This window comes from Hymenobacter terrenus (assembly GCF_000972495.1).
In the GTDB taxonomy this organism is placed as follows: Bacteria; Bacteroidota; Bacteroidia; order Cytophagales; family Hymenobacteraceae; genus Hymenobacter; species Hymenobacter terrenus.
The window spans coordinates 1-26,053 of sequence record NZ_LATM01000007.1; the positions used below are offsets into that span (position 1 = coordinate 1).

Here is a 26,053-nt window from a genome sequence, read left to right on the forward strand (position 1 = left end):
CACCGATACGAAACAACTGAATGAGGTTGTTGTCACTGCTCTTGGTGTAGAGCGAACCCGCAACTCGCTCGCTTATTCAGCTACTCAAATTGAGGGAGGTGATATTACGGTGGCTCGTAACCCTAATGCTATCAATGGCCTTTCGGGCAAGGTAGCTGGCCTAAATATTCAGCAGACTAATACACTTGGAGGCTCTAGCAACGTGGTCATTCGTGGCACAAAGTCGCTGTTCGGTAATAACCAAGCCCTTTTCGTAGTGGACGGTGTTCCTATCAGTAACGATAATACTAATACACGAGACCAGCGTACTGGCCGTTCGGGATACGACTACGGCAACGCCGCAGCCGATATTAACCCTGATGACATCGCATCCACAACCGTGCTAAAAGGCGCTGCCGCAACAGCCCTGTATGGTGAGCGCGCTGCTAACGGTGTTATCCTAATTACGACAAAAAAAGGTCGCACTGGCTTGAATGTGACCTTAAATTCGGGCGTAACCGTAGGCCGCGTTGACAAGAGCACTTTTATTAAGTACCAGAAGGAATATGGGGGGGGATACGGTGCCTACTATGGCCCCGATGCAGATGCTTATTTCAACCAACTAGGAGATGGGACTCTGGTAGTTCCGACCTCAGAAGATGCCTCCTATGGTGGGCGCTTTGACCCTAATTTACTGGTGCGTCAGTGGGGCTCTTTCACGCCGGGTTCGCCTACATTCGGCCAAGCCACTCCGTGGGTTACCGCTGCTAATGACCCAAGCACATTCTTCAAAACGGCGATATCAAGCTTAAATAGTGTTACTATTGACGGTGGCACCGAAAAAGGCACCTTCAAGTTGGGTTATACCAACAGTATTGAACGCGGTACCCTACCAAACAGCAAAATTGTAAAGGACATAATCAATTTTGGTGCCTCTCTCAACCTAACGCCCAAACTTACGACTAGCGCTACGGTAAACTTTTCACGAGTGAATGGTTTAGGTCGCTATGGAACTGGTTATGGCTCAGAAAACTTGATGACTAATTTCCGCCAATGGTGGCAGACCAACGTAGATATTAAGGAGCAGAAAGATGCCTATTTCCGCGACAAAACCAACGCAACTTGGAACTTTGCCAGCCCTGAGAGCGGAAACTTTTCACCAATCTACTGGAATAACCCTTATTTCGTCCGGTATGAGAACTATGAAAATGATTCGCGCTATCGCACCTTCGGCAACGTAGCCGCGACTTATAAGATAACTGATTGGTTCAACGTTTTGGGTCGCGTTACCCTCGATTCTTACGATGAGCAACAGGAAGAACGAGCAGCGTTGGGCAGCACAAAAGCTAGCTACCCTTCTTACTATCGACGCTTTAATCGTTCTTATCGGGAAATAAACTATGATCTGATTGGCAACTTCACGAAAAATTTCAGTGAGAATTTTTCATTCCGTGGTTTGATTGGTACCAACGTACGCCGTCAATACATTAAATCCATTGACGCGAGCACTAACGGCGGCTTGGCTTTGCCCAATCTCTACGCTCTAACCAATACCGTAAATCCCCTGGTAGCGCCCATTGAGACGGATGTAAGCATCGGGGTTGATGGAGTTTTTGCAAGCACAACCTTCGGCTACCGTGACCGGGTGTATTTGGACCTAACCGTACGCCGTGATAAATCAACTACTTTGGCGTTAGCCAATAATTCTTTCGTCTACCCATCAGCTTCGCTGGGCTATGTGTTCTCCGAAAGTCTTCGTGAAAGTACTCCGTGGCTATCATATGGCAAAGTGCGAGTGAACTACGCCGAAGTAGGCCAAGGTGCTACTCCTCGGAGTCTCTATGACTTCTTTTATCAGAGACCAGCTCTAGGTTCAGCAGCAATTGCATCGGTACCGGCCACTAAAAACAACCCGGACCTTGTACCCGAACGGACTCGCAGTGGCGAATTGGGCATCGAAACAGCTTTTTTGAACAGCCGCTTAGGACTCGAAGCAACCTATTATCAACAAAATACTACCAACCAGATAATTCCGCTAAACATCTCGACGGCAACTGGCTACAACTTCCGATATGTCAATTCGGGGGAGGTACGCAACCGCGGAATTGAATTGACCGGTTTTGTCGTACCAATCCAAACTGATAATTTCAACTGGAAAGTCAGTGCTAACTGGTCCCGCAACCGCAACGAGGTACTATCGCTCTTTGAAGGCGTAGACAACATTGTAGTAGCCACTTATCAAGCTGGAATTACGTCTAATGCCACGGTAGGCCAACCCTTTGGGGTTCTACGTGGTACTGATTTCGTCTACCTCAACGGTCAACGTGAAGTAGGAGCCAATGGCCGTTACCTACGCACAGCCGATGCCAATCGACCAATTGCCGATCCAAATCCTAAATGGCGCGGTGGCTTGACCAACACGATTTCGTACCGTGGTATTTCGCTGAATTTTCTCATCGACGTACGTCAGGGAGGACAAGTTTTTTCGCTTGACCGCTATTACGGTCTGGCAACCGGCCTGCAACCTGAAACAGCTGGCTTGAACGATTTGGGCAATCCTTCTCGTTTACCAATTGCTCAAGGGGGTGGTGTCATTCTACCCGGCGTGAAAGCGGATGGTACGCCTAACGACATCCGGACGAGCAATACCAATTTTGGATTATATGGTTACTCCCGTAATCCTGATGCAGCATTCGTATATGATGCCAGCTTTGTGAAACTGCGCGAGGTTGCGTTGAGTTATGCACTTCCCAAATCTCTGACCTCCCGCCTGGGTTTTGTAAAAGGAGCAGACATTTCCATAATAGGTCGTAACCTATGGATTATTCACAAAAACCTGCCGGATGCTGATCCAGAAGACAGTCTTGGCTCGGGGAACCTCGGTCTCGGCTATCAAGTAGGTGCCTATCCTACTACCCGTACTCTCGGTGCTAACCTTCGTCTGAGCTTCTAAAACGAATTGATAACCATGAAAAAAACCATTCTGCTTTCCTTATCAACTCTGCTACTAACAACAAGTTGTGTTGATAGCCTGAAGGACTATAATGTTGATCCTAAAAACCCAGCTACAGTTCCTGGCACCTCGCTTTTTGCTAGTGCTGAACGGTCGTTAGCTCGGGAGGTTAACAGTACTAACGTTAATCAAAATCCCTTTCGCCTCTATGTGCAATACTGGGGTCAAACCACGTATTTCGACGAATCTAATTACGACATCAAAACTCGTCAGATTGACCGGAATTTTTGGGAAACAATGTATACCGGCGGTGCTAACTCTGACGTTAACATAGAGCCCGGAGTGCTAAGCAACTTAAACCAAGCTAAGGCGCTAATACCAAATAACCAGTTTGCAACTACTAAGCAACTAGCTAATCAACAAGCTTGTGTTGAGATCCTAGCGGTGTATACTTGGGCTACGTTAGTCAATACCTTCGGGAATGTTCCATATACCGAAGCGCTTGATTTCACAAAGACCCAGCCTAAATATGATGACGCCAAGGCTATCTATAGTTCGCTATTCACCCGCTTAGATGCCGCAATTGCTGCTCTTGACCCATCTGCTCCAGGAATGGGTGATGCTGACATCATATACAAGGGCGACATCAATAGCTGGAAACGGTTTGCGAACTCATTAAAGTTGCGCTTGGCATTAATCATTGCTGATGAAGACCCTGCTACAGCCAAATCTTTAGTTGAGCAAGCTGCTTCCAATGTATTCAGTTCTAATGCTCAACAAGCTCAAGTAAATTTCGTCGCTTCTCCCCCTAATACCAATCCTCTTTGGGAGGATCTAGTGCAGAGTGGTCGTTACGATTTCGTTGGTGTCACTACTTTCATTGATACCCTCAAACACTTTAATGATCCACGTATTGGGGCTTATTTCAAGCCTGTTGGAAGTAATGTATATAAGGGAGGAGCATATGGCGAAGGCAATAACTATGCGAGCTTTTCAGCTCCCGGTAGCAAGCTGGAAGATCCTACTTTGCCTGGTATATTACTCTCGTACTCAGAAGTGGAATTTCTATTAGCGGAGGCGGCCGCACGAGGGTTTGCAGTGGGCGGTACTGTAGAAGCTCACTACAATTCAGCTATAACAGCCTCCATTTTATACTGGGGAGGGGTAGCCTCCGACGCAACGGCTTACTTAGCCCAGCCAGATGTGAAGTACTCGACTGCAATAGGTAGCGATTATCGTGAGAAAATCGGCCTGCAGAAGTGGATATCCTTGTACGACCAGCCTTTTATGGCTTGGACAGAATGGCGTCGACTTGACACTCCGAAACTTGAGCCAAACGCTGATAATGCTCGAAGTGCTATTCCATTACGCTTCACTTATCCAACCCTTGAGAAGAATCTAAATGGAGCAAACAACGCAGCGGCCTCTGCTGCCATTGGTGGTGATGCAGTTACAACAAAACTATTCTGGGATAAACGCTAGTCCCAACTAACGAATACATGTATAAAAAAAGGACTGTTGCAAATAACAGTCCTTTTTTTATACATGTATTTTTATTATATACTATATTTTATATAAATTTAAAAATAAAGTCAGCAGGATTTTCTTCTAATTTTTGGGAAAGCTAAGTTTTGAACTTCCAAAGGAACATAATATGCACTTATTTTTGTATTTTTAAAATTTTTAATATAAATTATATCTTTTTATACATTATATTATTCACCCTAATGTAGAAAGCAGATTTCAAATAGCAAAATCTGGAAAGTGTCGATAAAATCAGTACTTTCAACTTTTACAACACTACTCCATAGGCTTCTTTTTGCTTTTTCCATCCTTCACTCTTTTCTCACACCCATTTTCAATACTCAATGAAAAAACCTTTACTACTAATCTTGTTCCTACTTTTAGCGCTGGTTGGGCGAAGCTGGGCCCAAAGTCGCCCGGTCTCGGGCCGTGTCATTGATAGAAGCACGAATGAAGGCTTGCCTGGCGTCAGCGTCATCGTGAAGGGCACTACTACTGGCACAGCTACTAATGCTGACGGTCAATACACTGTTAATATAGCTGGCTCCGCAGCCACATTGCAGTTCAAATACCTAGGCTATGTTACAGCTGAGCAGGAAGTAGGCAGTTCGACAACTGTAGACATGGCATTAGCTTTGGATAACAAGGAGTTGAACGAAGTCCTCGTGACCGCCTTGGGTATCTCACGAGAGAAACGTGCCCTAGGGTTTGCTGTGTCCGAAGTGAAGGCCGAACAGGTGGTGCAGAAGTCGGAACCCGACCTGCTCCGTACACTATCGGGCAAGGTTCCCGGCGTGAACATTACTAGTTCAAGCGGGGTACCGGGGGCTTCTTCGCGCATTACTATTCGGGGCAATACGTCGCTCTATGGCGAAAACCAGCCTCTTTTTGTAGTAGATGGAGTACCTTATGATAACTCCCAAACGGAGTCGGATAACCCCCTGGCTAATGGTGCCTCCTACTCCAGCCGGACGTCAGACGTAGACCCCAATAATATTGCCACCATTAACGTGCTGAAGGGAGCTGCTGCGGCTGCCCTTTACGGTTCGAGGGCAGCTGGTGGGGTTATTGTGATTACTACCAAGACTGGTGGTGGTGGGCAACGAGGCCCCAAAGGTATTCAGGTGGGCTATATTACTGGATTTTCAATTGAGAAAGTAGCCGCTCTTCCTGACTATCAGAATAAATACGGTGCCGGTGCTAATTTTGTAAACTCCTCTGCTAACGGCTCGTGGGGCCCTGAGTTTGGCAACACTGCTCAAGGAGCGCCGGAGTTCATCCCTCATCCGCAGGCAGGCGACCCAAACTTTCCGGATATTCCGGCCGGTACGACAATTCCTTATCAGGCCTATCCTAACAACGTTAAGGACTTCTTCAGAACCGGGCACTTATTTGAGAATTCGGTGTCGCTAAACAGCACATCCGATAATTCGAACTTCACGGCCATTCTTTCGCGGGCTGACCAGCAGGGTACCATTCCTAATTCCTCTTTCGTGCGCAATAACCTTAGCGTCGGCGGCTCGGGCAGAGTCAATAAGATTAGTGTAAATGGTAACGTCGCATACGCCAACACCAATCAGCGGGGGCCTATTCAAGGGGCCAATAACCTAGCGGCTGGTTCGGCCTCCGCATTTGCCCGCACGCTGTTTTTACCCCGTAGTCTTGATCTTCAAGGCCTGCCTTATCAGGACCCGGTTACCCAAGGCCCCGCTTTTGGTTGGCTAACTGCACAGGCGGATAATCCTCTTTGGTCAGTAGAAAACGCTATCTATAAGTCACGGGTTGACCGCGTGGTGGGGAGTATGGGGTTGTCGTATGCCATCAAAGACTGGCTGACGTTAACTTACACTGGTGGCATCAATACATACACGGACACCCGCGCTAGTGTTATCCGCCCGGGCTCACGGGCCAACTCTGGAATTAGCCAGATTATTGAAGATAATATCCAGAATACCGAGTTCGAGCAAACGGTGCTCCTGAACTTCAATAAGAACCTGACCGAAGACATCAGCCTGACAGCCAGCATTGGTCAGAATATCAACGCCCGCAAGTTTGAGGGTAAATCCTACCTCGGCACAGGTATTATCACTTTCGGTATTGATAATATCGAGAATACTACTGAGAAAAGCACTTACGGATTCGCTTATTCTGAGCGCCGGTTGATGGGTTTGCTTGGCAATGCTACTGTCGGCTACAAAAACTACGCGTTTGTGACCCTTACGGGCCGCAACGATTTTTCTTCAACCCTTAATAAAGATGGTGTTATCGGTAATTCGGGCCGCTCCTTCTTCTATTCTAGCGTGGCCGGCTCATTGGTTCTAAACGAAGCGCTCAAGTTAGACTATCGCTGGCTGGACCTAGCCAAAGTGCGGGTCGCTTACGGCCGGGTAGGTCGTGATGCACCACCCTACCGCTCCGGCGCTCCACTTTACAATATCAATCCCGGCAGTTCGTATCCCTTCCGCGGGGTGCCAGCCATTGGTATTAGCGGCACTGTTAACAACCCTGGTCTGACGCCGGAGTTTTCTACCGAACTGGAATTAGGTACCGAGCTGACGCTGTTCCGCAACCGCATCTCGTTCAACGGCACTTACTATGATAAGCGCTCGACCAACCAGATTGCACCACAAAACCTGCCTGCAGCGACGGGGTACGAAGCGCGTTTCACCAACTTTGGAGAGATTACCAATAAAGGTTTCGAGGTAGCCTTTACGGGCTCACCTATCGAAACGGCTAATTTTCGCTGGAGCAGCACCTTCAATTTTACTCGCAATCGCAACATTGTAAAGAGTTTGACGGAAGGAGTCGACACCTTGATTCTTGCCAATACGTTTGCCGGAAACAGCATTCGTTCGCTCCTCATCCCTGGTCAGCCCTACGGTGTGCTGTACGGTACGGCTCCCCTACGCGATGAAAATGGAGAATTATATGTTGACCCGTTAAACGGACGCCTGATTCAGGGAAAAAACAAAGTCATTGGCAATCCAAATCCGGATTTTCTAATGGGATTTATTAACCAGTTTACCTACAAAGGAATCACCCTGAACACTCTGATTGACTACCGGAGAGGTGGTTCGCTATACTCGACCACGCTCCAAGAAGAACTGGGCCGGGGGGTAACGAAGGACACTGAAGACCGCAACCGACTGGTCATCATTGAGGGAATTCGCTACGACCGGGCCACCGGCAGAGCAGCAGTTGATGCTGACGGCAATGTTATTCGGAACAATACCGCTATTTCAGTGAATGACCTATACTTTTCAAGCGGCGGTGTAGGCGGAGGTGCGGCTAGTAATGGCTATAACGAGCAATCTGTGTATGACATTACAACGGTACGCCTGCGGGAAGTGACGCTAGGGTACGATTTGCCTAAGAAATTGCTTGGCAAAACCCCGTTTAGCCTTGTCAACATTTCGATTTCTGCCCGAAACATCTATTGGTACTCGCCAAACCTACCCAAGCATAGCAACTTCGACCCCGAAACCAGCACCTATGGTGCCAGCAACCAGCAGGGCTATGAATTCACCAACGCGCCAACCACTAAGCGCTATGGCGTGAACCTGCGGGTCAACTTTTAACCTTTGACTTTGGCCCTCCGGCTTTTCAAACTATATGAAATTTAACAAGATTTGCTTTATACTCGCTTCAGCCAGTATGTTAGCAGTAGCGCCCGGTTGCAAAGACTTTTACGACGTCAATGTCGACCCCTTATCGCCAGTGTCTGTAAACCTGTATTCGCTGCTGCCTGTAACGCAGGTAAGCATGGCCGAAAATTTGGGTGACAACATTGGTGGCCTAAGCCAGTACACGATGGCACTGATGCAACAACTGTACAATACGCGCAACATCGGCAATTTTCAACAAACTGGTGATTCGTTTACTGGCCCCTGGGCAGGTTTGTACCGGAGTACGCTCGTCAACAACGAGTTAATTATTACTCAAGGCAGTCAAGAATCGCGTTGGGACTATGTCGGCATTGCCCAGCTTCAGAAGGCTTACGTCTATAGCCAGATGGTAGACCTTTGGGGAGACATCCCCTACTCCGAAGCTTTGCAGGGTTCCATCAACACAACCCCCCGCTTCGACAAAGACGAAGACATATACAATGGCAACGGCTCCATCCAGGGCCTATTCTCACTAATAGATGAAGGACTAGCTAATGTAGCGAAGACAACCATCATCCCTACCAAGCCCGCCCTCGCCACTGTTGACTTGATCTATAAGGGCGACCTGAGTAAATGGGCCCGCTTTGGCCGGACGCTGAAGCTGAAACTATACAACCAACTTCGCCTGACAAACCCGGCCGCTGTTCAAGGTCAAGTAGGCCCGCTGTTGAGTGCGCAGCTCATGGAAGAGACTGGAGATTTTGAGTTGGCTTACAGCAGCGCTGTTAACCCCGACAACCGCAACCCTGGTTATGTAAATGATTATACATCCAGTCCCGAGAATAAGATTGGACGATACTTCTACGAAGGCATGGTGACTTTACGTGACCCACGTTTGCCCTATTACTTTTTCAACCAAATAGCAAGGGGGAATAGCACCATCAACCAAGATTACATCAGTTCACTCGACCCTCGTTTTGTTACGGTGCGCCCCGGAACGACTAGTCAATTTGCCAACTCAGCCTCCGCAGCCGAATTTCAAACCGTACAGGGCTTGTACCCTGTAGGCGGCCGTTTTGACGATGGTCTGGGTGGCAGGGTCAATGCAACGTCGGGCAAAGCGTCGGCCCCCCAGCGGCTACTCACCTACTACAGCCGCAGATTCATTGAAGCCGAACTTCAACTGACCGTTTATAATAATCCCACGGCAGCGCGTGCGGCCCTGGAGGAAGCCGTGAAGGCAGCGTTTAGAAAAGTAAATGCCATTGCTCGTGCTGATGGCAGCCCAGCCATTCAGGATACCCTTTCAACCAGAACTCCCAAGATTCCAAGCATTGCCGAGTATACCGCATCAGTTATCAACCGTTATAATACAGCAGCTACTACTGAGGACAAACTTGAGGTAATCATGTACGAGAAGTACGTGGCGAGCTACGGTTATGGCGTGGATATCTATACCGATTTCCGCCGCACGGGCCACCCGCGCATACGGGTGACAACCCAGGCATCTAACCCAAGCGCCGGGCTATTGCCCGATGATGGGTCTACTCAGGCAAACGGGCCCTTCCCGCTTCGCCTGCTTTATCCAATCAATGACCTCACCCTGAATCTTAACTCTCCCCGAACGCAGAGAGACGTTACCAGTCCCATCTTCTGGGATAAATAGGCTGCGACACTCTTCTCACTTGTTTGACTTTACTAGCAACGATTCATGAAAAATTACTTTACTAGCTTTCTCCTGTTGCTCCCTATAATGGTTACGCTGTCGTCTTGCCGCGAGACCAGCAAGCTGCCTGAGCCAGCGAATGTAAGTGTCCCACTTATCATCCCGGAAATCAATCCTCAAAAGTCTTTTTTTGATTATACCAACAGCCGGAGCTCAGAAAACGCTGTGGCTGCCGCCGGTATAGCACGCCCAGTTTTTGAATTTGTAGTCAACCCTTCACGAGGCTATGCTGAAATTCAGACAGTGGAGGTATACAAAAGCTTTCGCCGCGGTACTAATTTAGGTCCCCGCGTGAAAGTGATGAACCTAGGAGAATTTCCAGCCACTATTAGCATAAATAGCCAGGACGCACTCACAGGTTTGTTTCTAAGTAGCCCAATCAGTGGTCAGCCGGCTCCTATTGCAGTCAAGGCTGCAACTCCATCGAATCCAAATCGGCTTATTCCCCCGCCTGTCAACAATAAGGACGCTATTGTATTCACTTTCGAGTACGTGATGAAAGATGGCCGCCGCGTAATTCTTACGCCTCTTTCTACCATAGAAGGGTTCGTCGGGGCTCCAATAGCTAATACTTTTATCAATCCTCCCTACGCTGCTATAGCAGAGTTTCGATAGAAATATGCTGGCAGTCAACCTATATGTAGCATTGTATTGAAGGACAGGACGCTTTGAAAAAAGTTTTCAAAGCGTCCTGTCCTTTATAACCCACTAAAATTGGCTAGCTAGTGGCACGCAACTCGCAGCCCAATATCATACATGGGACATAGCGATGGAGTGTGGCAAGGTTTATCGTATTCATTATAAATAAATTATCAAAACAAAAAGTTTAATTAACGAAATATAAAAAATTATTAACTTTACTTCAAGCTTGGCAATTCGACACTGAATATATAATTTATATACCGCGTTAAACGGTCCTTTGATCAGTGAGCCCTATGCTGGAACCCGGTACGGTAGTCGTGCTCAACAGCCTATGGCGGATGCAATGTTATAAGGCTAGCCAAGTGGGGAAAAATACAGCACGGCTTTCAGTTTTGCAACCCTATCCACTCAATTACACATTAAATTGTTTTTCAGCATGTTGTGTCAATATGCAGATGATTCAGGCTCGTATATCCCAAGCCTTAACTGCGGCCTTATGGGCTGCGCTGTATCACTTAAACCAAAACACTCTTAAAAAATCTGTCAATGATATTAATCATTGACAATTATATATCAAAAATATATAATGATATGTTATCTGCCTTATGATATCACTCTCTAACGACTATTTACTCTCCAGCAAAATTTAAAAATTTTATCAAAAAATGATTCTTACCTTCTTTAAATACGAGAACTATGCCCTATTTTTGAAGAGCTAACATTTTTTTTGCATTAACTTCTCTTACATGAAAAAAATCTTACTCATGAGTCTTGTACTCATGTTCACTTTTCTCCACGGAGCAATGGCACAGACCCGTACCGTTTCCGGACGGGTGACAGACGAGAAAACCGGCGCCGGGCTTCCAGGCGTAACGGTGCTTCTGAAAGGCACAAGCAATGGTTCTTCTACTAACTCGGATGGCTCCTTCACATTGAGTGTGCCAGAATCCGGAGGAACCTTGGTATTCAGCTCTATTGGCATGGTTACGCAGGAACGCGCAATTGGTAGTGAGTCACAGTTTACGTTAGCGTTGGCTCAAGATGTAAGACAGCTAAATGAGGTTGTAGTGACTGCGTTAGGAATCCAGCGCGAATCGCGAGCACTTGGCTACGCAGTTTCGGAAATAAAACCCGAGCAAGTGGTACAAAAGTCAGAACCCGATGTACTTCGTACCATGCAGGGCAAAATCCCGGGGGTGAACATTGGTGGCTCCAACGGTGCTCCGGGCTCTTCTACCCGCATCACCATTCGCGGCAACAACTCCTTGCGCAGTGAAAATCAGCCCCTGTTTGTGGTAGATGGCATTCCATTCAACAACTTTCAAGATAATTCGGTCGGCTCGCTGGGCAACGGCGGTTCCGGCTCCAACCGCGCTGTGGACATCGACCCGAACAACATTGAGTCGATAAACGTGCTAAAGGGCATTGCCGCAGCTGCTCTGTACGGCTCACGCGCAGCCAATGGCGCCATCATCATCACCACCAAGACGGGTAGCCGCAACCGAGCTGCCAAGGGCCTAGACGTAGGTTACGCTACTTCATACTCGATTGAGAAAATTGCGAGCTTGCCCGACTACCAGAATAAGTACGGCGCGGGTGGCAACTTTGTAGCCTCAGCCGCTAATGGCTCGTGGGGACCGGAGTTCGGCTCTTCCCTTGCGCCAGAGTCTATTACAAACACGTTTGGCACCTTCGCTTACCAGCCTTATCCAAACAACGTAAAAGACTTCTTTGAGACCGGAAGCGTTTACGAAAACTCTATTTCGCTGACCGGCACTGGCGATAACGCTAAGTTTACTTCGGTACTCTCGCGCTCGGACCAAAAAGGCATGATTCCCAATAGTGGCTTTGTTCGCAACAGCTTCAGCGCTGGCGGTTCGGGCAACTTTAACAAGCTGTCTGTCGGCGCCAACGTGACTTATATCAACAGCAATCAGCAAGGTCCTATCGTAGGCGCGGGCAACCTAGCAAACGGTGCTTCGGCTTTTAACCGGATTATGTTTCTGCCTCGCAGCCTGGACCTCTCTGGCCTGCCTTCCGAAGACCCCATCACCCGTCGCCCGCTGCTGGGCTGGTTAACCAATTCGGCAGATAATCCATACTGGTCAACGAAGTACAACACGTATACTTCACGAGTGGACCGCGTGGCAGCTACCTTCAATGCCGGCTACGACATCCTGAAGTGGTTGAACCTTAGCTTCACGGGCGGCGTGAACACATACCGTGACAACCGCAATGTAGTAATCCGTCCAGGTTCATCGGCAGCCGGCGGCGCTGGTCAAATTATTCAGGATTACATCACCAACACCGAGTTGGAAGGAACTACCCTGCTCACCGCCGACTTAAACCTGACCGAAGACATCAGCCTGAAGGCCATTGCGGGTTACAACATAAACCGGCGCGACTACAACAACGAGTCGGTGACTGGTTCGGGCTACAACGCGTTCGACATCGACGACATTACCAACACCAGGACCGTGGCCCAAAACGGCACGACTCAAAACCAACGCCGTCTTGTTGGGGTGCTGGGCGACGTAACCCTTGGCTACAAGGACTTTGTTTACCTCAATGCGACGGCCCGCAACGACTGGTCGTCCACGCTGTCCAAATCCAACCGGAGCTTCTTTTACCCCAGCGTGAGTGGCACGCTAATCTTTACCGAAGCTTTCGGTATCAAGTCGGACCTGTTCAATCTGGGCAAGCTGCGCGCCAGCTACGCGAGAGCTGGCAATGATGCTCTCCCAGGCCAGATTTTCAGCGTATTCAACGGGGTTCCCACGCTCGGGAATAACATTGCCGGCTTAGGCTTTCCGTTTACGCCCACCGGCGGCGTGCTTACTGCTGGTGCCGTTATCGGCACCCGAATTGGCAACCTGGACCTGACTCCCGAATTCACCAACGAATTCGAAGTAGGAACCGACCTGAACTTCTTCAAGGACCGCATCATTCTGAGCGCAACGTATTACGACCGCCGCACCAGTGACCAGATTTTCAACGTGACGCTGCCTTTCGCTACGGGCTTTGCCTCGGCGACTACCAACGCCGGCGAAGTCTCTAACAAAGGCATCGAATTTGGGCTGACGCTGGTGCCCGTGGATGTGGCCGGGTTCCGCTGGAACAACTTCACGGCTTTCACGCGCAACCGCAACATCGTCGAGTCGCTCCGCCCGGGCCTCCAGCAACTGCTCAACGGCCTCACGGGAGATTTCTTCGCCGACCCCCAGTCCGTTCACTTCCCCGGCCAGCCATTTGGCCAAATCGTTGGTTCTAAAGTAGCGCGCGACCCGGCAACCGGCAAGGTGTTGATTGACCAAGCCACCGGCCGCACCATCACGTCAGTAACGCCTGGCATCATCGGCAACCCCAACCCCGATTTCACTATTGGCTTCACTAACACATTTACTTACAAAGGCATTACTCTAGAAGGAGTGGTTGACTTCCGCAAAGGCGGCGATTTTTTCGGGCAAACTATTCAAAATAATCTCTTTCGCGGGGTGACAAAAGACACCGAAGACCGGGAAAAGTCGGTGGTAATTGATGGCGTTTACGGCGACCCGAACACCCGGCTGCCTCTCCTGAGCGACGCCAACAACCCGAACAGCACGACGCAGAATTCCACCGCTATCTCGGTGAACGATTTGTACTTCGGGGCGGGTTCTTTCACCGGAGGTGGCGCCACTGAGTTTTCCATCTTCGATGCCACTACCGTTCGCCTCCGGGAAGTAACCCTGGGCTACCAACTGCCCGCAGGTTTGCTTAGAAAGACCAAGTTCATTCGGGGAGTCAACATCAGCCTGTCGGGCCGCAACCTGTACTGGTACTCGCCCAACGTTCCGAAGCACATGAACTTTGACCCGGAAACTAGCTCGTACGGCGCAGGCAATATCCAAGGGTTTGACTTCACGAACGCACCGACGTCGCGCCGTTACGGCGTTAACCTGCGCGTAAATTTCTAGATTTTCCACGACCATTCACGGAGACATCCCATGAAAATAACTAAAATTTCTGCTTTGCTGTTCGTGCTGGCCGGAACCAGCAGCTGTGGTGATAAGTTTTTTGACGTTAACAAAAACCCCGTCGCTCCATCCGATGCACAGGTAAACCTGTTGCTACCGGCCTCCCAGGCGGCGATGGCGTTTTACCTAGGCCACGCCACCAACGGCCTAAGCCAACCCTCTTCGGCCATTATGCAGCAGCTGGTGAACGGCCGCATTGGTACGTTCGGTTTGGACGGTACCACCTTTAACAACCACTGGCAGGGGCTATACATCGACATGCTGGAAAACAACGAGCTGGTGCTGACAAAAGCTCTTGCCGCCAATGCCTGGGGATACGCCGGTATCGCTCAGATTCAGAAGGCCTATGTATTCAGCCAAATGGTGGATGTATGGGGCGACCTTCCCTACTCGCAAGCCCTGCAAGGCACAAAGTTTGAAGCTCCCAAGTTCGACGACGACGAGGCTATTTATACCGACCTATTCCGCCTCATTGATGACGGCATAGCTAACATGAAAAAGACGGACGACGCCCTCCCTGCAGGTGTCGACGATTTGATGTACGGCGGTAGCAAAACCAAGTGGATTCGGCTGGCTAATACACTCAAGCTGAAGCTTTACAACCAGATTCGCCTGACCCGCAACGTGACCCCGGAAATTACGGCGCTGCTAGCCACTCCGGCAGACCTCATCGGAGCGGCCGACGACTTTGAATTCCGCTATGGCACAGCCGCCGGCAGTCCTGAGAACCGTAACCCTGGCTTTCAGGTCGACTACGTATTTGCTAATCGGGAGAACAGCATCAATCCGTACTTCTATTTGTTGATGAAGGGTACCAATGACCCGCGTATTCCGTATTACTTCTTCAATCAGGTTGCTAACTCGGCCACTCCCCCCGCCAATCTGGACTTCATAGATGGACGTTTCATATCGGTTCGCTTCGGCAGCACTGGTCAGTTCGCCGGTGTCGCCACTCAAACGACGCGCACCCTACAGGGCTTGTACCCCGTTGGGGGCCGCTACGATGACGGCGCTGGAGGAACCGCTTCGGGAGCCTCTGCCAAGGGTAATGTGCCCCAGCGATTCATTACTTTCTTCATGCGGAAATACATTGAGGCTGAGCTTCAACTGATGGTATTGAATAATCCTGCTGCTGCGCGCACGGCATTCAATGATGCCCTCATTGCGTCGTTTGCCAAGGTGAATGCTATTGCTACCAATGATGGCAGTCCCGTAATTTCGCCTACAGCCATTACCACCTACATAAACGCAGCCTTGGCTCGTTACGATGCTGGTGCTGGAAACGAAGCTAAATTGAACATCATCATGACGGAGAAGTACGTTGCCAGCTTTGGAACTGGTGTTGAAATGTACAATGACCACCGCCGGACGGGCTACCCCAATGTTCCGAATGCGGCTACTGATAACGACCCGTTGACACAAGCCACTGGTGCCTTCCCCTTGCGCTTCCCGTATCGTTTGAACGACTTGACATCTAATCCTAACGCTCCGGCGCAGATAAATCCTGCCACGGACAAAGTTTTCTGGGACCGGTAGAGCACACACTGCTTAAACAAGCCAGTGCTCCACCCTCTTCAACTCTAATTCCATGAAAAAACATATTTTTGCCGTGCTTCTCGCTATTAGTGCGTTAGGTGCAACCAGTTGCAATAAAGACCCCAAGCTGCCGACGCCAGATGTTGAGGAGTTCCCTCAGATTTATACCAACATCACAGCTCAGAGCACCTACAAGGTTTCCGAGATTCAGGGCGGTGCAAATCCGACTGCAACTGTCAATCTTGATGTGCGCGGTGGCGATGCCAATAAGGTAGAAGCCATTGAAATTTTCCGCCAAGCCCGTACGTTTAACGTGCCCGCCACAGGCAACGCGACTGTGGGCCAAAGTGCAACAAGGGTGCTTCTGAAAGCAGTTCCGCCAGTTTCGGGTGATATCCAGATCCCCTTGAGTGAAATGATTGCTGGATTGACCCGCCCCACGGGTGCCAGCCAAACCGGCACGCGTGTAGCTATTACACCAGCTTCACTCAAAGCAAACGAAGGATTTTTTCTTACCTACGGCCTATTGCTGAAAGGCGGCCGGCGAATCGCATACAACACGTCGTTCCTTAACGCGCCGTTCTCGGGAGTGGTGAACATCGTACCATAGTACAGGATGCCGTAACGCAAAAAAGCTCCGGCCTTGATGGCTGGAGCTTTTTTGTGCCCGTTGAAGTGGGTGATTTACAGTATGTACTGGCTCAAGTCACGGTTCTTAACCATGTCGTTCAGCCGCTCGTCCACTAGCGCGGCGGTAATGAGGATGTGGGCATTGGCCCCTATCTTATCGGGCACGTCGTAGAGAATGTCATTGAGCAGGCGGCTCATGACGGTATGCAACCGCCGGGCCCCGATGTTCTCGACCTCGGCGTTTATCTCCGAGGCGATTTCGGCCAGACGCTCCAGCGCGGCGTCATCGAACGTCAGTTCAACTTCTTCGGCTTTAAGCAGAGCCTCATACTGTTTAGTGAGGGCATTTTTGGGGTCCTTAAGAATGCGGAAGAAATCCTCTTTAGTTAGACTTTGTAATTCGACACGGATGGGGAAGCGGCCTTGAAGCTCCGGGATGAGATCAGAGGGTTTGCTGACGTGGAAGGCGCCGGCAGCGATGAAAAGGATATGGTCGGTATTGACGATGCCGTACTTGGTGTTCACGGCTGAGCCTTCAACGATGGGCAGTAGGTCGCGTTGCACGCCTTGACGGCTTACGTCGGGGCCGCCCTTGCCGCTGCCGCCGCTACTGGCTACTTTGTCGATTTCGTCGATGAAGATGATGCCGGCATTTTCGGCCTGGCGGATAGCTTCGTCCTTCACCTCGTCCATATCGATAAGCTTAGCGGCTTCCTCGTCGAGGAGAAGCTTGCGGGCTTCGGCAACGGTGACTTTGCGCTTGCGGGTTTTCTTGGGCATCATGTTGCCCAGCATATCCTGGAGGCCCGAAAGCGTACTTTCGTCCATGCCGGGAGGTGCTCCCATAATGCCCACGCTGGGCCAAGATTGAGCTACTTGAATCTCGATGCGGCGGTCTTCCAGCTCACCGTTTTTGATTTTCTGGCGGAAACGTTCGCGGGTGCGTTCGTTGAGTTCTGCGTCGGAATGCGGCAAATCCTCTCCTCCCCCGCTTGTCGGGAAACCCACGCTTGGCTTGGCTCCCGCGGGACGGGGGACGGCGGGGATGAGAGCGTCAAGAATCAACTCCTCTACGGCATCTGCGGCCTGTGCTTTCACGGCTTCCTGACGACGGGCTTTCACACGGTTCACGCTCTGCTCGGCAAGGTCTCGCACCATGCTTTCCACATCACGGCCGACATAACCGACTTCCGTGAATTTGCTGGCTTCTACTTTCACGAAGGGCGCATCAGAGAGGTGAGCAAGGCGGCGGGCTATTTCGGTTTTGCCCACACCGGTAGCGCCTATCATCAGGATGTTGTTGGGCACTATTTCGGCTTGCATGTCGGCGGGCGCGTGCAGACGGCGCCAGCGGTTACGCAGGGCAATGGCCACATGGCGCTTGGCCTCGTGCTGCCCGATGATGTATTTATCAAGCTCGGCCACGATTTGGGCCGGGGTCAGAAAATCTTGCATATGGGTTGTTTCGCGGGATACTGCCTAGCGTGGTGAATAGTTGCCTCGCCTATCAGGAACCAACTTTCCGGTACCTAGTCTTCGAGCGGTCGGGCCTTGGCTTATCAGCGGGGGGCGGGGTGCTGTTGCCATCTTTCTTTTTGAACAGCGAGTCTAGGTTACGGGATAGTGTGAAGTACTCGCTGGAACCTGAAGCTTGTAGGGTAGCGTGCGTATAATCAATTTGAAAACTGCTGATTTTTAGCATTACCCCGAAGCTCAAGCCGGCGCTGCCGCTGGTATTTTCGAGGCGGAGCTCACGGCGCTGCAGGTGATTGTAGCCCAGCCGAATATTCAGATTATTGCTCAGTACCAACGCAGTGGCGAAGGTGAAGTGGCGGGCCAGATTATCGCCGAAACTCTTGGTAGGCTTTTTTTCGACGCCGCTAGCATCGAGTTGGCCGCGCTGGTTGGGGTCGAGGTACTGAATATCCCACCGCTGAAGATGGTGAGCTGTGAGGGAAAAGCGCAGCGGCATGTGCTCGGGTTTAATGGTGGCGCCAATCTGCACATCGAGCGGCAGTGGAGCCCGATCAGTACCCGGGTAAGGCGAGAATTGATAGCCTGCATTTTTCACAGCTAAGCCAGCGGTAAACTCCTGTGTGGGATGTTTGTAAACAATCCCAGCATCTGCTACGCCAGCCACTGAGCGACTGCCATCAATGCTGGAAACAGCGAGCTTGGTAGTGGCACCGAACGTGAATTTGCCTTTGGTATAAGAGTCTGATACTCCTACCGTGTACTCATTTACCCCAAACGTGCCAATGCTGTTACCGGCTGCATCATAGCCCTCGAAATTGCCGTAGTTGAGGTAGGTCACCCCAATGCCAAAGCGCCCGGCTTTCTGAGTATTGAAAACGTAGGCAGCAGTGCTTTGCTTGATGTCGGCTACATAAGCTACGTAGCTCAGGGCCAGGCGACCATCCATGTCTGGGTTTAGCAGAGCTGGATTGCCGAAGAGCATAGTTGGGTCGTCGTTGCGGGCCGAGACGCTCATCCCACCCAAGGCTGCCAGTTGGGCGCTCGGTGGTAGGTCCAGAAATGGAAAAACGGTGCGACCACCAATCTGCTGTGCGCCGGCGGGCCGCAGCCCCATTGTTCCGACTAAAAGGCAAAAACCGGCAACCCGGCGAGCGGAAAACTGCTTCATAGGTCTAAGATAGGGAAGAACTAGGGCCCCTCGGCTCCTAACGGCACACCATGGCCAGAAAGTACATCCGAGTCAGCTTTTTAATCCCTGAGAGGGGTTCAATTCAAGCTTGGCACTAGAACTGAGCCCCTCCCAAAGATTTTCATCTCCCCGATAGCTGCACCTCGCTTCACTGGACTTCGACGCTGGGACCAACGGCTGGAACGGGCTCATCACGCACGGGCAACTTCTGCGGGTGAGGTACCAGTTCGTCGAGCAAAGCCACGCGCAGCACGTCATCGACCCGGTCGGCGTAGTGAATGGTGAGCCCTTTGAGATAATCCTCCTGGATTTCCTCAATATCCTTGCGGTTTTTGGGGCACAGAATGATGTCCTTCATGCCGGCGCGGCGGGCAGCCAGCAGCTTTTCCTTGATGCCGCCCACGGGCAGCACCTTACCACGTAGCGTGATTTCGCCGGTCATGGCCAGGCGCGGGCGCACCCGGCGCTGGGTGAAGGCCGAAGCCATGCTGGTGAAAATAGCAATGCCCGCGCTAGGACCGTCCTTCGGCACGGCGCCTTCGGGGAAGTGGATGTGCAGGTCGTACTGCTCAAATAAGCGGTAGTCGATGCCTATTTCATCGGCACGGCTGCGCAGGTAGCTCAGCGCGGTAATAGCCGACTCCTTCATTACATCGCCGAGCTGGCCGGAGAGGGTGAGTTTGCCGCGGCCACGGCTCAGCAGGCTTTCTACGAAGAGAATGTCGCCCCCCACGCTGGTCCAGGCCAAGCCCGTGACCACACCGGCGGTATCATTATCCTGGTACTGGTCGCGGTCGAAAATGGCCGAGCCCAGGATTTTGCGGATTTCGGCTGGCTCCATTATGGCGGGCAGAGCCTCTTTACCAGCTTTGCGACGGGCCAGGTTGCGGGTTACGGCGGCCAGCCTACGCTCTAGCCCACGCACGCCCGACTCCCGGGTGTAGTCGTCGGCCACCCGATGCAGAGCAGCATCCGTGATTTTTACTTCGTTTTCGCCTAGCCCATGCTCCTTTAGCTGCTTGGGCCAGAGATGCTTGCGGGCAATCTGCACTTTTTCTTCCTGGGTGTAGCCAGTCAGGTCGATGATTTCCATCCGGTCGCGCAGGGCGGGCTGAATGGTATCGAGCGAGTTGGCCGTGGCAATGAATAGAACTTTGCTCAGGTCGTATTCTACCTCCAGGTAATTATCGGTAAACGTGGCATTTTGCTCGGGGTCGAGCACTTCGAGCAGGGCCGAGCTGGGGTCGCCGCGGAAGTCGCTGCTCACTTTGTCGATTTCGTCGAGAATGATGACAGGGTTCGACGCTCCAGCTTTCTTGATTTGAGCAATGATGCGGCCGGGCATGGCGCCGACATAAGTTTTGCGATGGCCCCGAATTTCGGCTTCATCGCGCACGCCACCGAGGCTCATACGCACGTACTTACGGCCCATGGCGGCGGCAATGCTGCGGCCGAGGCTGGTTTTACCCACGCCGGGAGGGCCGTAGAGGCACAGAATAGGCGCTTTCAAATCCTGCTTCAGCTTGAGCACGGCGATGTACTCCAGAATTCGCTCCTTCACCTTTTCGAGGCCAAAATGGTCGGCATCGAGGATTTTCTTGGTTTGCTTGAGATTGAATTTATCCTTGGTGTACTCGCCCCAAGGCAAATCCAGCAGGAACTCCACGTAGTTAATGCTCACCGAATAATCGGGAGCCATGGGGTTGGTGCGGGCCAGCTTCTCCAACTCTTTTTTGAAATGGAGCGCGACGGCTTCGGGCCATTTTTTGGTTTCGGCACGAGCCCGCAAGCGGTTAACATCCTCGTCCGGACCTTCCTGCCCCAGCTCATCTTGCAGAGTTTTGAGTTGTTGGCGCAGAAAATACTCACGCTGCTGGGCATCAATGCCGGTGTGCGTTTTGGAGCGGATATCCTGCTTGATTTCCAGCAGCTCGGCTTGGCTCAGCAGGGCTTCGAGGAGCTGGCGGGCCTGCTGCTCGGGGTCGGCCAGCTCCAGCAGCTTCTGCTTGGCGGGCAGGTCGAGCTGCACGTTGGAGGACAGAAAATGCGTGAGGAAGGCCGGCGACTGAATGCCGTCGAGCATGGCCCGAGCTTCCATCGGAATCTCGGGCGTGAGCTCCAGCACCTTGGTAGCCGCCTCGCGCAGTGCTTGCAGCAAACCAAACTCGGCCGGAATTTCGGGGTTTAGAGCTACTTCGGAAAAGTAGCTCACCCGCGCTGTGAGCTGCGGCGTGAAGGTGAGTTGCTCTTCGACGGTGAAACGCACCTGCCCTTGCAGAATGATGGTGATTTGACCATCGGGCTGTTCGAGCAGCTTCAGGATACGGGCCAGAGTACCCACGGGATGCAACTCAGCCACGGTAGGCTCGTCAGCATCGGGGTTTTGCTGGGCTACCACCCCGAGCAACTTATCAGCCGCATACGCCTTACGCACGAGTTTCACACTTTTCTTACGCGTGACCGTGACGGGCAGCACCACGCCCGGAAACAGGACAGTGTTGCGCACAGGTAGCAACGGCAGCGTGGGCGGGGCATCGTCGCCGCGCAATAAATGGTCGGGGTCGGCAGCCATAATGGCGATGGATTCGGGTTGAGAATTGGAATCGCTGAGGACCTGAACGGGAAATGCAGCGGAAGAGGAAATAGATGCCAAATGCATGGACAATAGTAAAGCCAGAAGCAACGACGGCGGGTGCCAGATTGGCAGCCTACCGACTTTTGAAGCGGGAGGTACAAGGTACGGCTTCCCGACGCTTTTGGCTGTCAAGGGTCGTGCCAGCCGAATAGAGCCGCCAAAGCGACGTATTTGAAGAATGGTTTACCTGACTACTGGCTCATAAATCGTTAATTTGTTGGCAACTTGCGCAACTTCTTATTTTTATTACTTTACTAATGCCCCTTTTATTGCGTTGGTGTGCATTTCTTTTCCTGCTCGTGCTGTTGGGAATGGCCGCTACGCCGCGCGCTCAAGCCCAGCGCCGGCCCACAAAAGGCATACCGCCCGCTGCCTCACCTTCGGCCGATACTACGAGTGGCGGAGCATCGGCCACGCCTAAAAAACCGGTCAAGAATCCGCCTGCTGGCAAAGGAACTATTGCTCCCGGCACGTATCAGGTGCGGGGCCTCAGCAGCCGCGTGAGCCGGAAGCTGCGCCTGCGCCGCGATGGCACACCTGATTTTGTCAACATCAACCGCTACCCGTTTTACGAGGATAAAAAGGCCTTGCGTGCCATCGCCAAGTCGGAGCGCCGCCATCAGTATCACCAAGCCCGCTTGCTGCTCGAAGACTATGTAGCCCGCTTTGGTCCTACCAACTTTGCCCGCAACACCAACATGCTCTGGCGCCTGGGGCAGCTGTTGGAGCGCGATAGCCAGATGGTGAAGGCCAAGGCATATTACCGCCTGGCTCTCAAACACCACCGCACCGACATCACCAAGGTGCAGCTCTACTACGACTCGCTCGAGCAGAAAAATAAGGACCTGTACGTACCCCTGAAAACGTACTACGACTTGGTGGAATACCGCAAGAACCTCAACACCTTCCATCCACCCAAAGGTGTGTACACGAGCATGGGAGACGCCATCAACAGTAAAGCACCCGACTACGGGCCCGCGCTGGCTGGCAATGACTCACTCATGCTGTTCAGCAGCAAGCGCAAGCGCCGCGGCCTCACTGGCGTGATAGATGAGGACCTGTATACTTCTCGCAAAGAAGGCATCAGCTGGACCGATGCCGAGCCGTTGCCCAAACCCATCAATTCGCCCAACAACGAGGGCTCGGCCTGCCTGAGCAAGGATGGACGCACCATTTTCTTCGCCCGCTGCGAGTGTGCCACCTGCCACGGCAACTGCGACCTGTTCACGGCCACGCTCGGCAAAGACGGTAAATGGAGCGCCCCCAAAAGCCTGGGGGCAGCCGTGAATTCGCCGGCCTGGGACTCGCAGCCCACACTTTCGCAGGGCGAGGACACCCTGTACTTTGCCTCCGACCGGCTGGGAGGCTTTGGCTTATCTGACATCTATTTTACCCACAAGCTGCGCAACGGGCAGTGGAGCGCCGCCGAAAACGCAGGGCCGGTCATAAACACCCGCGAGAGCGAAGTAAGTCCCTTCTATCACCCGCTCTACCACGTGCTGTACTTCAGCTCGCGGGGACAGCTGCTGAACTTTGGCGACTTCGATATTTATAAAACCTATCGCGTGGGCGGACGCTGGCAGGAACCCAAGAATATTGGCCCGCTGGTGAATGGCAAGGGCTCGGAATACTATTTCACCATTGACCGCGAGAGCAAAAACCTCTATTACGCCCGCTCCGAAGCCAAGGAGCTCAACAACCTCGACCTTTACTCTTTCCCGCTGCCGATGGAGGCCCAGCCGCTGGCCACTACTAAGGTGGAAGGCACGCTCATCGATTCGGTTTCGAGCAAGCCGCTGAATGGCATCGTGAGCATTATCGATACGGATAATGGTATTGAGGTAGCAAGCAAGTTTATCCGGCCTGATGGCACGTTCGACTTTGAGCTGATTGAGGGCTCGCACTACGCCATGCTAATTCAAAGCCCGGATTTTTTCAGCGTCGAAAAGCAGTTCGCACTAAAGGGCGACACGGTGATGACCCTGCTCACCAACAGCATTGACTACAAGCTGCCGTTGATTTTCAAGAACATCGAGTTTGAGCCGGGCAAGTCGTCCATTTTGCCTCCTATGTACACCACATTGGACCGTGTAGCCGTCTTTTTGGTCGACCACCCTGCGTTCCGCCTCAGCATCGCGGGCCACACCGACAGCCAAGGCGACCCTGAAGTGAACGAGAAGCTCTCGCAGGACCGCGCCGAGGAAATTCGCCGCTACATCGAGCGCAAGGGCAAGCTCCAGCCCAACCGCATCGAGAGCTTCGGCTATGGCTCTACCCGGCCGCTAAAGGATGAGCTAACCGACGCCGATGCCAAAGTGAACCGCCGCGTGGAGTTCCGCCTCCTCAAGCCCGAAGATGACAAAGCCCCGGCTGGCGGCGCGGATTGGAAGTAGGAACTCAGGGGGCACTCTGGGCTTCTCAAGCAGCACTTTTGCCTACTCGCACGCTACTTCCGTCTACTTGCACGGTACTTCGGCGTACTCGCACGGCACTTTTGCTTACTCGCATACTACTTCCATGTACTCGCACGGCACTTTTATACACTCACAAGACGCTTTTGCATGCTCGCAGGGCACTTCCGTACGCTCAACTGAGGCTTTCGCGTGCTCAAGAGTCTGCGAGCATAATCTTGGTCGGACAGCTTAAGTTATGGCCAGTACCCGCACCACTTTGCCGTTAAAGTGGGCCTCCTCCCCTGCCCGCAGGCCTTTGAGGACTACGGCGACGGGCGCAACGGCCGACACGGCGAAAACCTCCGGCTCGCCTTCCACCGTCAGCTTGCCGGCGCTGATGCTGATGTAGAACCAGCTCAGGCTGGTGTTGACGAGGGCGCCGGGGCGCACAGTATCGCAAGGCAGCTCGGGATTGATACGAGCTAATTCGGCTTGCAGCTGCTGGGCCTGCTGCATGTGCGCGGCGTTGCGGTCGCGCTCAGCGTTGGCCATGTCGCGCCCGGTCTCGTACTTGTCGCCGGCACTGCTCTTGGTTTCAGAGCTGGAGGACTCCTGCGCGGCCTGCATGGCGGTACGGGCGGCGGCAATGCGCTGCTCGATGAAGGCTTGGCAGGCGGCGTGGAGGGCAGATTTGGTCATCGTGTTTCGGCTTTCCATATAATTTCTGGCGTGTCACTTACATTCCAGTCTGCCAGTAGTGCGCCTAGTTTATTGATGGATGCTGCTTCTGAGGCAATGGAAAACTCGAAGCAATGATAGGCAGCGCCTTGCTCACGGTTATCAACGATAAACCGTAGCGCTGCGTGGCCTTGCGGGTCGGTACAATAAGCACTTATCAGCAGATAGGCCATCGCGGAGGCCTTATCGGCAGAGCCAACTTCAAAGCTGACGGTGTGCGCCACACTTCTCGGAAAGGCCATTAGTTGCTGCCCAAACTCTACAAATTCATTTATTTGCCCGTAGAAGCTGAGGTACGTTTTTACTTGCGGACTGGTAATTTCCAAGTCGAACGTACAGTGAACGCCGAAATCCACACTAGCCTGAAATACAATTTTACTTCTTTCCATTGGCGACCAAAATACTACCGTCTGGCCGACTCGCTGCTATTGCTGCCTTGACTTTTTGCGTCCACTGGGTGTCTTCCGGCGCCACCACCAGCACCCGGAACCCGTGGCGCTCCCCTTCTATTCGCACGCCTTCGGAGTCGTCAATCAGCAAGTCGATACCGAAGCTAGGCGGGTGTTTAGTACAGCGGGCGCGCACTTCGCGGTCGTGCCGCTGCTGGTTTACCACGCCATCTAGCCGGATACCGTGGAGCCAAAAGAGCCGGCGTATACGCCAAGCGCCGCGGTACGAGGTAGTATATACCCACACCTCCCAGCCCTGCTGGCGGCAGTGGTCGGTCAACTTCATGATTCCGTTGCGCAGTTGCTCCTGCCCCAATAGCTTCGCCAAGATGGGCCATTGGGGCTGTTCCAGTGGAAAGTCGTAGCCACAGCGAATGAGCGTGTTGTCGAGGTCGAAGGCGAGGCGCATTGATTATTCGCCCGGGTTTTGGCTGTCAAGCAGGCGTAAATCCTCCTTGTCTTTGGCTCGGCCGGTACTAGCCTTGTTGCGGCGCAGGTCGTTGATGCTGATAACCGCCACGGGGACGCCATCAAGCACACTGGTTTCTCGTCTGGGGTAACA

General features: G+C 52.2%; 16 protein-coding genes. 9 read left to right on the top strand and 7 right to left on the bottom strand.

Translation table 11 applies throughout. The features are described from left to right. The 8 genes from WX88_RS11250 to WX88_RS11285 form a co-directional block, all read left to right on the top strand. Positions 1–2,932 (top strand): SusC/RagA family TonB-linked outer membrane protein (locus WX88_RS11250; protein WP_046244488.1); only part of this gene is annotated, 2,932 nt, incomplete at its 5' end. A gap of 15 nt (positions 2,933–2,947) precedes the next feature. Then, positions 2,948–4,414: a SusD/RagB family nutrient-binding outer membrane lipoprotein gene (locus WX88_RS11255; RefSeq protein ID WP_046244489.1), complete on the top strand. Its 1,467-nt coding sequence runs from the start codon at positions 2,948–2,950 to the stop codon at positions 4,412–4,414. 410 nt (positions 4,415–4,824) lie between these two features. Continuing rightward, positions 4,825–8,034 (top strand): SusC/RagA family TonB-linked outer membrane protein, encoded by a 3,210-nt coding sequence (locus WX88_RS11260; RefSeq protein WP_197076754.1) that lies wholly within the window; start codon positions 4,825–4,827, stop codon positions 8,032–8,034. Positions 8,035–8,068: 34 nt separating this feature from the next. Further along, a complete protein-coding gene (locus WX88_RS11265) occupies positions 8,069–9,727 on the top strand; it encodes a SusD/RagB family nutrient-binding outer membrane lipoprotein (protein ID WP_046244491.1) in 1,659 nt (552 codons plus the stop codon). Between the two features lie 45 nt (positions 9,728–9,772). Then, positions 9,773–10,402: a hypothetical protein gene (locus tag WX88_RS11270; RefSeq protein ID WP_046244492.1), complete on the top strand. Its 630-nt coding sequence runs from the start codon at positions 9,773–9,775 to the stop codon at positions 10,400–10,402. 830 nt (positions 10,403–11,232) lie between these two features. Next, complete coding sequence (locus WX88_RS11275) at positions 11,233–14,385, top strand: SusC/RagA family TonB-linked outer membrane protein (RefSeq protein WP_197076755.1); 3,153 nt, start codon at positions 11,233–11,235, stop codon at positions 14,383–14,385. A gap of 30 nt (positions 14,386–14,415) precedes the next feature. Continuing rightward, a complete protein-coding gene (locus WX88_RS11280) occupies positions 14,416–15,981 on the top strand; it encodes a SusD/RagB family nutrient-binding outer membrane lipoprotein (protein ID WP_046244494.1) in 1,566 nt (521 codons plus the stop codon). A 52-nt stretch (positions 15,982–16,033) separates the two neighbouring features. Then, positions 16,034–16,591, top strand: coding sequence for a hypothetical protein (locus WX88_RS11285; RefSeq protein WP_046244495.1), 558 nt, complete (start codon positions 16,034–16,036; stop codon positions 16,589–16,591). Positions 16,592–16,665: 74 nt separating this feature from the next. Here WX88_RS11285 and hslU read toward each other — a convergent pair whose 3' ends face one another. From hslU to lon, 3 genes are all read right to left on the bottom strand, one after another. Next, positions 16,666–18,066: an ATP-dependent protease ATPase subunit HslU gene (hslU, locus tag WX88_RS11290; RefSeq protein WP_046244496.1), complete on the bottom strand. Its 1,401-nt coding sequence runs from the start codon at positions 18,064–18,066 to the stop codon at positions 16,666–16,668. Positions 18,067–18,118: 52 nt separating this feature from the next. Further along, positions 18,119–19,255 (bottom strand): type IX secretion system protein PorQ, encoded by a 1,137-nt coding sequence (gene porQ / locus WX88_RS11295; protein WP_231590679.1) that lies wholly within the window; start codon positions 19,253–19,255, stop codon positions 18,119–18,121. A 169-nt stretch (positions 19,256–19,424) separates the two neighbouring features. Further along, a complete protein-coding gene (gene lon, locus WX88_RS11300; protein WP_046244497.1) occupies positions 19,425–21,935 on the bottom strand; it encodes an endopeptidase La in 2,511 nt (836 codons plus the stop codon). A 233-nt stretch (positions 21,936–22,168) separates the two neighbouring features. Between lon and WX88_RS11305 the strand changes: the two genes are divergently transcribed. Continuing rightward, complete coding sequence (locus WX88_RS11305) at positions 22,169–24,304, top strand: OmpA family protein (protein WP_231590680.1); 2,136 nt, start codon at positions 22,169–22,171, stop codon at positions 24,302–24,304. Positions 24,305–24,553: 249 nt separating this feature from the next. Here the strand turns inward: WX88_RS11305 and WX88_RS11310 are convergent, their stop codons facing one another. From WX88_RS11310 to WX88_RS31765, 4 genes are read right to left on the bottom strand one after another with little or no spacing between them, the layout of a single operon-like run. Next, a complete protein-coding gene (locus tag WX88_RS11310; RefSeq protein WP_231590681.1) occupies positions 24,554–25,003 on the bottom strand; it encodes a 3-oxoacyl-ACP synthase in 450 nt (149 codons plus the stop codon). Then, complete coding sequence (locus WX88_RS11315; protein WP_046244499.1) at positions 25,000–25,431, bottom strand: hypothetical protein; 432 nt, start codon at positions 25,429–25,431, stop codon at positions 25,000–25,002. Before WX88_RS11315 ends, WX88_RS11310 begins: the two co-directional genes overlap by 4 nt. After that, positions 25,418–25,900 carry a hypothetical protein gene (locus WX88_RS11320; RefSeq protein ID WP_046244500.1) on the bottom strand — a complete coding sequence of 161 codons (483 nt, stop codon included), beginning with the start codon at positions 25,898–25,900 and terminating at the stop codon, positions 25,418–25,420. Before WX88_RS11320 ends, WX88_RS11315 begins: the two co-directional genes overlap by 14 nt. Positions 25,901–25,903: 3 nt before the next feature. Further along, positions 25,904–26,029, bottom strand: a complete 126-nt coding sequence (locus tag WX88_RS31765; protein WP_262489837.1) for a hypothetical protein — start codon at positions 26,027–26,029, stop codon at positions 25,904–25,906. Between the last annotated feature and the right edge of the window lie 24 nt (positions 26,030–26,053).

What these genes read in the sequence shown, in the direction of transcription:
- WX88_RS11305 (WP_231590680.1), top strand. Translation starts at nt 22,169, where the DNA reads ATGCCCCTTTTATTGCGTTGGTGTGCATTTCTTTTCCTGCTCGTGCTG.
- WX88_RS11310 (WP_231590681.1), bottom strand. Translation starts at nt 25,003, where the DNA reads ATGACCAAATCTGCCCTCCACGCCGCCTGCCAAGCCTTCATCGAGCAG.
- WX88_RS11275 (WP_197076755.1), top strand. Translation starts at nt 11,233, where the DNA reads ATGGCACAGACCCGTACCGTTTCCGGACGGGTGACAGACGAGAAAACC.
- porQ (WP_231590679.1), bottom strand. Translation starts at nt 19,255, where the DNA reads ATGAAGCAGTTTTCCGCTCGCCGGGTTGCCGGTTTTTGCCTTTTAGTC.
- WX88_RS11315 (WP_046244499.1), bottom strand. Translation starts at nt 25,431, where the DNA reads ATGGAAAGAAGTAAAATTGTATTTCAGGCTAGTGTGGATTTCGGCGTT.
- WX88_RS11320 (WP_046244500.1), bottom strand. Translation starts at nt 25,900, where the DNA reads ATGCGCCTCGCCTTCGACCTCGACAACACGCTCATTCGCTGTGGCTAC.
- lon (WP_046244497.1), bottom strand. Translation starts at nt 21,935, where the DNA reads ATGCATTTGGCATCTATTTCCTCTTCCGCTGCATTTCCCGTTCAGGTC.
- WX88_RS11265 (WP_046244491.1), top strand. Translation starts at nt 8,069, where the DNA reads ATGAAATTTAACAAGATTTGCTTTATACTCGCTTCAGCCAGTATGTTA.
- hslU (WP_046244496.1), bottom strand. Translation starts at nt 18,066, where the DNA reads ATGCAAGATTTTCTGACCCCGGCCCAAATCGTGGCCGAGCTTGATAAA.
- WX88_RS11280 (WP_046244494.1), top strand. Translation starts at nt 14,416, where the DNA reads ATGAAAATAACTAAAATTTCTGCTTTGCTGTTCGTGCTGGCCGGAACC.
- WX88_RS11285 (WP_046244495.1), top strand. Translation starts at nt 16,034, where the DNA reads ATGAAAAAACATATTTTTGCCGTGCTTCTCGCTATTAGTGCGTTAGGT.
- WX88_RS11270 (WP_046244492.1), top strand. Translation starts at nt 9,773, where the DNA reads ATGAAAAATTACTTTACTAGCTTTCTCCTGTTGCTCCCTATAATGGTT.
- WX88_RS11255 (WP_046244489.1), top strand. Translation starts at nt 2,948, where the DNA reads ATGAAAAAAACCATTCTGCTTTCCTTATCAACTCTGCTACTAACAACA.